Origin of the sequence: Acidisoma sp. (genome assembly GCF_035492295.1) — a bacterium.
Lineage (GTDB): Bacteria > Pseudomonadota > Alphaproteobacteria > Acetobacterales > Acetobacteraceae > Acidisoma.
The window spans coordinates 1-8497 of the sequence record NZ_DATJJK010000153.1; the positions used below are offsets into that span (position 1 = coordinate 1).

General features: G+C 66.5%; 11 protein-coding genes. All 11 read left to right on the forward strand.

Annotated elements, in window-relative coordinates; genetic code table 11:
• The coding region (gene purL / locus VL752_RS10865) for a phosphoribosylformylglycinamidine synthase subunit PurL (RefSeq protein ID WP_325355032.1) at positions 1-1497 on the forward strand (1497 nt) is incomplete at its 5' end.
• A 40-nt stretch (positions 1498-1537) separates the two neighbouring features.
• Positions 1538-1771 carry a BolA family protein gene (locus VL752_RS10870; RefSeq protein ID WP_325355034.1) on the forward strand — a complete coding sequence of 78 codons (234 nt, stop codon included), beginning with the start codon at positions 1538-1540 and terminating at the stop codon, positions 1769-1771.
• A 10-nt stretch (positions 1772-1781) separates the two neighbouring features.
• Positions 1782-2123: a Grx4 family monothiol glutaredoxin gene (grxD, locus tag VL752_RS10875; RefSeq protein ID WP_325355035.1), complete on the forward strand. Its 342-nt coding sequence runs from the start codon at positions 1782-1784 to the stop codon at positions 2121-2123.
• Between the two features lie 13 nt (positions 2124-2136).
• Complete coding sequence (locus VL752_RS10880) at positions 2137-3072, forward strand: glycosyltransferase (RefSeq protein WP_325355037.1); 936 nt, start codon at positions 2137-2139, stop codon at positions 3070-3072.
• A 36-nt stretch (positions 3073-3108) separates the two neighbouring features.
• Positions 3109-4062, forward strand: a complete 954-nt coding sequence (locus VL752_RS10885; RefSeq protein WP_325355039.1) for a carbohydrate kinase family protein — start codon at positions 3109-3111, stop codon at positions 4060-4062.
• A gap of 157 nt (positions 4063-4219) precedes the next feature.
• Positions 4220-4633, forward strand: coding sequence for an RNA polymerase-binding protein DksA (dksA, locus tag VL752_RS10890; RefSeq protein WP_325355051.1), 414 nt, complete (start codon positions 4220-4222; stop codon positions 4631-4633).
• A gap of 136 nt (positions 4634-4769) precedes the next feature.
• On the forward strand, positions 4770-5159 hold the full coding sequence (gene secG, locus VL752_RS10895) for a preprotein translocase subunit SecG (protein WP_325355041.1): 390 nt from the start codon (positions 4770-4772) through the stop codon (positions 5157-5159).
• Positions 5160-5247: 88 nt separating this feature from the next.
• Positions 5248-6879 carry a CTP synthase gene (locus VL752_RS10900; RefSeq protein WP_325355043.1) on the forward strand — a complete coding sequence of 544 codons (1632 nt, stop codon included), beginning with the start codon at positions 5248-5250 and terminating at the stop codon, positions 6877-6879.
• Positions 6879-7718 carry a 3-deoxy-8-phosphooctulonate synthase gene (kdsA, locus tag VL752_RS10905; RefSeq protein ID WP_325355045.1) on the forward strand — a complete coding sequence of 280 codons (840 nt, stop codon included), beginning with the start codon at positions 6879-6881 and terminating at the stop codon, positions 7716-7718. Before VL752_RS10900 ends, kdsA begins: the two co-directional genes overlap by 1 nt.
• A 22-nt stretch (positions 7719-7740) precedes the next feature.
• Positions 7741-8154 (forward strand): VOC family protein, encoded by a 414-nt coding sequence (locus tag VL752_RS10910; RefSeq protein ID WP_325355047.1) that lies wholly within the window; start codon positions 7741-7743, stop codon positions 8152-8154.
• On the forward strand, positions 8151-8497 hold a 347-nt coding region (locus tag VL752_RS10915; protein WP_325355049.1), incomplete at its 3' end, for an amidase family protein. The genes VL752_RS10910 and VL752_RS10915, both read left to right, overlap by 4 nt.

Genomic DNA, 8497 nt, shown 5'->3' on the forward strand with positions numbered 1-8497 from the left:
GAGAAGCGCCCGACCGTGCAGGTCGGCGACCCCTTTACCGAGAAGCTTCTGATCGAGGCCTGCCTGGAACTGATGGGGACGGACGCCATCGTCGCCATCCAGGACATGGGGGCCGCCGGCCTTACCTCCTCCTCCGTCGAAATGGCGGGCAAGGGCGGCGTCGGCATCGCGCTCGACCTCGACAGCGTGCCCCAGCGCGAGGCGGGCATGTCGGCCTATGAGATGATGCTGTCGGAAAGCCAGGAGCGCATGCTCATCGTCCTGCGCCCCGGCGCCGAGGATATCGCGCGGGCCATCTTCGACAAGTGGGACCTCGATTTCGCGGTCATCGGCCACATCACCGATACCGGGCGCATCGTGGTTCGCCACAAGGGGGTCGTGGAGGCCGATATTCCGCTCGATCCACTGGCCGACGAGGCGCCGCTCTATCGCCGCCCGATCGAATGGCCGGTCCCCCCCGCCGCCCTCGACCATGGCGCCATTGGCTGCAACGTCCCCATCGACGAGGCCCTGTTGCAACTTGTCGCCAGCCCGGACCTCTGCTCCCGCGCCTGGATCGCCAGCCAGTATGATCCGGCGGTCGGCGGCCAGACGGTCAAAAAGCCCGGCCAGGCGGACGCGGCCATCGTCAAGATCGAGGGCTCGAACCGCGCGCTCGCCATCACGACGGACTGCACGCCCCGCTACTGCCAAGCCGACCCGCGGACGGGCGGCGCCCAGGCCGTGGCCGAGGCTTGGCGCAACATCACCGCAACCGGCGCCCGGCCCCTTGCCGTGACCGACAACCTGAACTTCGGCAATCCCGAGAAGCCCGAGATCATGGGCCAGTTCGCCGCTGCCATTCAGGGCATGGCGGAAGCCTGCCGGGCGCTCGATTTCCCGGTCGTTTCCGGCAATGTCAGCCTCTACAACGAGACCGAGGGGACCGGCATCCTGCCTACCCCGGCGATCGGCGGCCTCGGCGTCATCGAAGATGCGCACCAGGCGCGCGGCATCGCCATCGGCCCGCGTCTGGACCTCGTGCTGATCGGGGAGACCACGGGCTGGCTCGGTCAATCCCTCTTCCTGCGCGAGATTCTGGGCCGCGAGGAAGGCGCTCCGCCGCCCGTCAATCTGGTCGCCGAACGCCGGAACGGCGATTTCGTTCGCCACCAGATCGCCGAAGGCGGGGTCGCCGCCTGCCATGACGTGTCCGATGGCGGGTTGCTGGTGGCATTGGCCGAAATGGCGCTCGCCGGCAATTGCGGCCTGGCGCTGAATGAGTTGCCGGAAGGCATCTCCGTCCACGGCTTCTTCTTCGGTGAGGATCAGGCCCGCTACGTGGTCGCCGCCGAGGACGCAACCAGCCTCCTGGAAGCCGCGCGGGCGGCCGGCATTCCGGCGGTACTCCTCGGCCGCACCGGCGGGAATGAATTGACATTGCCCGGGGGATCGTCCGTATCCTTGGTCCGGTTGCGGGAAGCCCATGAGCGCTTCTTCAAGACCTGGATGAGCTGACGGCGGGCGCGCGCCCTGCCGCCCTGCAAGGAGAGACGGCATGGCCATGTCCGCCAGTACGATCGAGAGCCTGATCCGCACCGCTATTCCTGACGCGCGGGTGACGGTCGAAGATTTGGCCGGTGACGGTGACCACTATGCTGCTACAGTGGTGAGTGAGCAGTTTCGTGGGCTTTCGCGCTTGAAACAGCATCAAATGATTTACGCGGCGCTTCAGGGCCGGATGGGTGGAGAGCTTCACGCCCTTGCCCTGCAGACCTCGGCGCCCGAGTAAGGAGCTTTTCATGTCTCAAGACGTCGTTGCGGAGCGCATCCGCAAGGAGACCACCGAGAACCCCGTCATGCTTTACATGAAGGGCACGGCGATGTTTCCACAGTGCGGCTTCTCCGCCCGCGTGGTCCAGATCCTCAGCCACATGAACGTCCCCTTCGCGACGGCCAATGTGCTGGAAGATCCTGAGCTGCGCGACGGTATCAAGCAGTTCTCGAACTGGCCGACCATTCCCCAGCTCTATGTGAAGGGTGAATTCGTCGGCGGCTGCGATATCATCACCGAGATGTACCAGACCGGCGAGCTGTCCATCCTGCTGGCCGAGAACGACATCCCCCACACCGTCGCCGCCTGAGGCTTCGGCCTCCATGCGGGTCGCGGTCATCATCGCGGCCCGCAATCTGGCCCCCTTCATCGGGGATGCCATCCGCTCCGTCCTCCGGCAGAGCCATCCCGATCTAACGCTTATCCTCGTCGATGACGGGTCTGAGGACGCGACCGCAGATCGCGCCATCCAGATTGGCGGTTCCCGCCTTCACCTCCTCCAGCAACCGGCCCAGGGGATTTCGCATGCCCGGAACCGGGGCGCGGCGCATCCCGCCGCGCGCGCGGCGGAAGCCCTCCTGTTCCTGGATGGGGACGACTGGTTGGCCCCGGATGCCATCGCCCGGCTTTGCGCGGGTCTTGCCGGCACACCGGGGGCAGCCGCCATCCAGGCGCCTTTCGCCTATGTCGCCGAAGGTGCGACGCCAGACGCCGCGGGTGCGCTGGACCACCGGAAGGTCTCAGGCACCGATCTGCTGGCACGGCTGATCCTCGGCAATCTCTTCGCCAATGGCGGCCACGTGCTGATCCGGAGCGAAGCCTGGGCTCGGGCGGGCGGCTTCCGGGAAGACCTCCGGTTCGCCGAGGATTGGGAATTCTGGCCGCGCCTCGCCCTGCTTGGCCCGATCCTCGCCGCCGCAGGCCCGCCGGCGCTGTTCGTGCGCCGGCGGCAGGGCAGTCTCATGCACGGGGCTGCGACGCGCCTCGCCGCCTACGAGCCCACGCTGGCCGCGATCGCCCAAAATGCCGATATCGCGGCACGGCTTGGCCCGGCCCGGCTCGCTCATCTCAGCAGCCGGGCGCGGCGGGAACTGCTGTGGACGGTCGGGCGCGAGATGCTGCGGCGGGGCGAGGCGAGCCCCGCGCTCCCCCTGCTCCGGCGCGGTATCGGCGGGCGCCCGCGGCCGCAGCGCCTGCTGATCCTGGCCCGCGCGCTCTGGCTGGCGCGAAGGGGCATGGAAACCGCCGCCGAGTCATGACAATAAGCCGCCAAGACCGAACGGGGTGAGAGCGTCATGGGTTTCGAAGTCGCGTCGCTGGGCGAATTGCTGATCGACATGGTGCCGCTGCCGGCCGAACCCGGCGCGCTCAACTTCGCCGCCAAGCCGGGCGGCGCGCCCGGCAACTCGGCCGTCGGCCTCGCCAAGCTCGGTCGCAGCGTTACCATGCTGAGCAAGGTAGGCCGCGATGCCTTCGGCCGGCTTTTGACGGGCACGATCGCCGCCTCCGGCGCTTCGATCGAGCATATCATTGTGTCCGATCGCCACCTCACCGGCATGGCGGTCGTGACCCTGGACGCGCAGGGCGACCGGGATTTCCTGTTCTACCGGCAGGATTGCGCGGATGCGAACTACGCGCCCGACGAGGTCCCCTCCGCCGTTATCGAGTCGGCCGGCATCCTGCATGTGAACAGCCTGGTGCTGGCGAGCCTGGTCTCGGCCAGCGCCCAGCGCCATGCCCTCTCCCTCGCCCGCAAGGCCGGCATCATCGTTTCGGTCGACCCCAATCTCCGGCCGCTGCTCTGGGACAGCCGGGAGGCGATGATCGCCGGCGCCCGGGAGATGATCGCGGCCGCCACCATCCTCAAGATCGGCGAGGACGAACTGGCCATCATCACCGGCATCGCGGACCCGGCGGCAGCCCTCGCCTCTCTCTGGCATGACGGGCTGCGGGTCGCGGCGGTGACCGCGGGTGCGGCGGGTGCGACAATCGTAACGCCCTCGGCGCGCGTCACCGTTCCGGGCATTGCGGTCAAAGTCGTGGACACGACGGGCTGCGGGGATAGCTTCATGGCTGCCTTTCTCACCGGTCTCATCGAGTCGGAAATGGACCTGTCGGAGGCGACCCTCGGCCGAATCGGCCGCTTCGCCTGCGCGGCCGGAGCCATGACAGCGACGGCCCCGGGCGGGATGGACGCAATGCCGACCAGGGCGGCCCTCGAATCCTTCCTGTCCGACAAAACAGGGTAAAGGCAGCCGGAAATGTCAATCGGTAGCTGCGTTGCAGAAATTTGAACTTGTTGCAATCTGCTTGGCGTCTCTGGGGAGGCCCGCTATAAGCCGCGCGAACGGCCGGATTTGTTCCGTCTCGGGTTCCGAAAAGCGCTAGCGGAGACTTCGCCGCATGATGATTACGCTACCAGAAGACTATCGTCCGCGTGAGGACGAAGATTTCATGAATCCTATGCAAGTTGAGTATTTCAGGCGGAAACTTCTCCGTTGGCAGGAGGATTTACTTAAGGAAGCGAATGGTACTTTGGCCAGCCTTTCCGAAGGCGGCATCATGGAAGCCGATATTACTGACAGGGCAAGCGTCGAGACCGACCGTGCCCTGGAACTCCGGACCCGCGACCGGGCCCGCAAGCTCATTTCCAAAATCGAACAGGCCCTGCTCCGAATCGAAAACGGGAGCTATGGGTATTGCGAGGATACCGGCGAGCCCATCGGCCTGAAGCGGCTGGAAGCACGCCCGATCGCGACCCTTTCGATCGAGGCGCAGGAGCGCCACGAACGGATGGAGCGAGTCCACCGCGACGATTGAGGCGACCCTTGCGCACGGGCATCGCACCCCCGGAGCGGGGATGGGATGCCCGTTTCTTAAACGCAAGGCTGCCGCGCTTTGCATACCGGCGAAGCTTCGCTAGAAGGCGGGCGGGTCCTCCCCCGAAAGGCTTCGTATGTTCACCGTCCTGCTCGTCATCCATGTTTTCGTCACCCTGGCGCTGATCGGCGTCGTGCTGGTCCAGCGCAGCGAGGGCGGTGGCCTGGGCATCGGTGGTGGCCAGGGCATGGGCAGCTTCATGACCGGGCGCGGGACAGCCAATCTCCTCACCCGCACGACGGCGATCCTGGCAACGATCTTCCTCGCCCTTTCCCTCGTGCTCGCTCTGATGACGCGCAACAGCACGAGCGGCGTGAACGCGATCTTCAATGCGCCGGCCAGCAGCAGCCCTGCCCCGCTCACCCTGCCCGGCACCACGCCCGCGCCGGGTGCCGGCAATACCGCTCCCGCTCAGCCTGCGGCGCCCAGCGCCCCGGCCAAGCCGTCCGCGCCCGCGGCGCCCTAAGCGGGCCGCGCCTTGAGCTTTTCGCATTGAGCCTAACCGCACGGCTGGGGTTCCCTCAGCCGGGCCTGAACCTGTATGAGGGAAGCCCATGACGCGATACATCTTCGTGACGGGCGGCGTTGTGTCTTCCTTGGGCAAGGGCATCGCCGCCGCTGCATTGGGTGCTCTGCTTCAGGCCAGGGGCTACTCGGTCCGCCTCCGCAAGCTCGACCCCTATCTCAACGTCGACCCGGGAACGATGAGCCCCTACCAGCACGGGGAAGTCTTCGTGACCGACGACGGCGCGGAAACCGATCTCGACCTCGGCCATTACGAGCGCTTCACCGGCGTGCATGCGAGCAAGGCGGACAACGCCACCACTGGCCGCATCTATTCCGAGGTTATCGCGCGGGAGCGCCGGGGCGACTATCTGGGCGGAACCGTCCAGGTCATTCCGCACATCACGGACGCCATCAAGGAAACGGTCCTCAACAAGACCGATGGGCTCGACTTCGTCATCATCGAGATCGGTGGCACGGTCGGCGACATCGAGAGCCTGCCCTTCCTCGAAGCGATCCGCCAGCTCGGCAACGAGCTCGGGCCCGAGCGCTCGATGTTCGTCCACCTGACGCTGGTGCCCTACATCCCCTCCGCCGGGGAGCTGAAGACCAAGCCGACCCAGCATTCGGTCAAGGAACTGCTCAATGTCGGCATTCAGCCGCAGATGCTGCTCTGCCGCTGCGACCGGCCGATCCCCGAGAATGAGCGCCGCAAGATTGCACTCTTCTGCAATGTCCGCGCCGAGGCGGTGATTCCGGCGCTCGACGTCGACAGCATCTATGCCGTGCCGGCGCGCTACCACGCCGAGGGCATGGACCGGGAAGTGCTGCGCCACTTCCGCCTGCCGACCGAGCCTGAGCCGGACATGAGCCGCTGGGACGCGATCATGGACGCGATACGCTCCCCCGAGGGCGAAGTCCGTATCGCCGTCGTCGGCAAATACACGACCCTGCTCGACAGCTATAAGTCGCTCGCCGAGGCGCTCTTCCACGGCGGCATCGCGAACCGGATGCGGGTCAAGCTGGAATGGGTCGACAGCCAGATTTTCGAGGAGCCGAATTCGGTCGCAAGGCTGGAAGGCGTGCACGGCATCCTGGTGCCGGGCGGCTTCGGCGAGCGCGGTTCGGAGGGCAAGATCGAAGCCGTGCGCTTCGCGCGGGAGCATAAGGTGCCCTTCCTCGGCATCTGCTTCGGCATGCAGATGGCCTGCATCGAGGCGGCACGCAATCTCGCCGGCATGAAGGATGCCTCCTCCACCGAATTCGGCCCTTGCGATACCCCGATCGTGGGCCTGCTCACGGAATGGGCGCAGGGCAATGAGCGGGTGCGGCGCGAGGCCGGCGGCGATCTCGGCGGCTCCATGCGCCTTGGCGCCTATCCGGCAACCCTCGCGGCGGATTCCCTCGTGCGCGAGGTCTATGACGGCGCTCCCTCGATTGAGGAGCGGCATCGCCATCGCTTCGAGGTGAACATCCATTACCGCGAGCAGCTGGAGAAGACCGGTCTGCGCTTCTCCGGCCTCTCGCCCGATGGCGTGCTGCCCGAGATCATCGAATATCCGGACCATCCCTGGTTCATCGGCGTGCAATATCACCCCGAGCTGAAGTCCAAGCCTTTCGACCCCCATCCGCTCTTCAAGGGCTTCATCGGCGCCTGCGTTCGCCAGGCGAGGCTTGTCTGATGGCCCATGTCCGGGTCGGGTCCGCCTCCGTCGGCCAGGTCACCTTCGGCAATGACCTGCCCTTCGTCCTGATCGGTGGCCCCTGCCAGATCGAAAGCCGCGACCACGCGCTCGAAGTCGCCGAGGAACTGGCCGGCCTCTGCCGGGATCTCGATATCCCGCTGGTCTACAAGTCGAGCTTCGACAAGGCCAACCGCACGTCGGGCACGGCCCAACGCGGCATCGGCATGGCGCAGGGCCTCGCCATCCTCGCCGAAGTCCGCGAAACGTTCGGCCTTCCCGTCCTCACCGATGTGCATGACGCCAGCCAGTGCAAGCCGGTGGCAGAAGCGGTGGACGTGCTGCAGATCCCGGCATTCCTCTGCCGCCAGACCGATCTTCTGCTCGCCGCCGGCGAAACCGGCGCGGCCATCAACGTCAAGAAGGGCCAGTTCCTCGCCCCTTGGGACATGAAGAACGTCGCCGCCAAAATCGCGAGCACGGGCAATGAGCGTATCCTGCTCACCGATCGCGGCACCAGCTTCGGCTACAATACGCTGGTGACCGATTTCCGCGGCCTGCCCGAAATGGCGCGCACCGGCTATCCGGTGGTCTTCGATGCCACCCATTCCGTGCAGCAGCCGGGCGGGCAAGGATCCTCCTCCGGCGGGCAGCGCGAATACGCCCCGATCCTGGCACGCGCGGCGCTGGCGGTCGGCTGCGCGGCGATCTTCATGGAAACCCATCCCGATCCGGACCATGCGCCGTCGGACGGGCCGAACATGATCCCGCTCGCCCAGATGCCCGCCGTTCTCGCCCGCCTCCGCGCCTTCGACACGCTCGCCAAGCAAGGCGCCTGACACCAAGCACCGGAGACCGCCTATGTCGCTCGTCCTCTACACCACGCTGGGGGTGAGCGACCTCGAGCGGAGCGGCCGCTTCTATGACGCGGTTTTCGCAGCCCTCGGTCAAAAACGACACCCCGACTCCTCCGCCGACTTCCTCCATTGGGGCCCGGACTATGACGGTGGGGTCAGCTTCTGGATCTGCCGCCCCTTCGATGGTCAGCCGCCCTCCGCCGGCAACGGGACCATGATCGCGCTGCGCGCGGAAAGTGAGGCCGAGGTCGAGGCCTTCCATGCCGCGGCGCTGGCCCATGGCGGCACCAATGAGGGCGCCCCCGGCACCCGCTCCTATTACGAGCCGAGCTTCTATGTCGCTTACGTCCGTGATCCGGACGGTAACAAGCTTGCCTGCGTCTTCCACAAGCACCAGCCGGAGAGTGCCGCGCCTTGACCGAGACCGATCCGACCGCCCTTTCCGCCATCGACCTCGCCCAGGCCATCGCGGGGCGGAAGCTCTCTTCCGTCGAGGTCATGACCGCCTTTCTCGACCGGATCGACGCCATCAACCCCCGCGTCAACGCCATCGTCTCCCGGGTGCCGCGCGAAACGCTTCTGGCGGAAGCAGCCGAGAAGGACCGTGTTCTGAAGGCCAGCGGCCCCCTGGGTGCGCTGCACGGATTGCCGATGGCGGTAAAGGATCTGGAGGATGTGCGGGGCCTGCCCAATACCCAGGGCTCGCCGCTCTTCCGGGAAACGATTGCCGAGACCGATTCGATCATGGTCGCGCGCATGCG

What these genes read in the sequence shown, in the direction of transcription:
- VL752_RS10870 (WP_325355034.1), top strand. Translation starts at nt 1,538, where the DNA reads ATGGCCATGTCCGCCAGTACGATCGAGAGCCTGATCCGCACCGCTATT.
- grxD (WP_325355035.1), top strand. Translation starts at nt 1,782, where the DNA reads ATGTCTCAAGACGTCGTTGCGGAGCGCATCCGCAAGGAGACCACCGAG.
- VL752_RS10880 (WP_325355037.1), top strand. Translation starts at nt 2,137, where the DNA reads ATGCGGGTCGCGGTCATCATCGCGGCCCGCAATCTGGCCCCCTTCATC.
- VL752_RS10885 (WP_325355039.1), top strand. Translation starts at nt 3,109, where the DNA reads ATGGGTTTCGAAGTCGCGTCGCTGGGCGAATTGCTGATCGACATGGTG.
- dksA (WP_325355051.1), top strand. Translation starts at nt 4,220, where the DNA reads ATGATTACGCTACCAGAAGACTATCGTCCGCGTGAGGACGAAGATTTC.
- secG (WP_325355041.1), top strand. Translation starts at nt 4,770, where the DNA reads ATGTTCACCGTCCTGCTCGTCATCCATGTTTTCGTCACCCTGGCGCTG.
- VL752_RS10900 (WP_325355043.1), top strand. Translation starts at nt 5,248, where the DNA reads ATGACGCGATACATCTTCGTGACGGGCGGCGTTGTGTCTTCCTTGGGC.
- kdsA (WP_325355045.1), top strand. Translation starts at nt 6,879, where the DNA reads ATGGCCCATGTCCGGGTCGGGTCCGCCTCCGTCGGCCAGGTCACCTTC.
- VL752_RS10910 (WP_325355047.1), top strand. Translation starts at nt 7,741, where the DNA reads ATGTCGCTCGTCCTCTACACCACGCTGGGGGTGAGCGACCTCGAGCGG.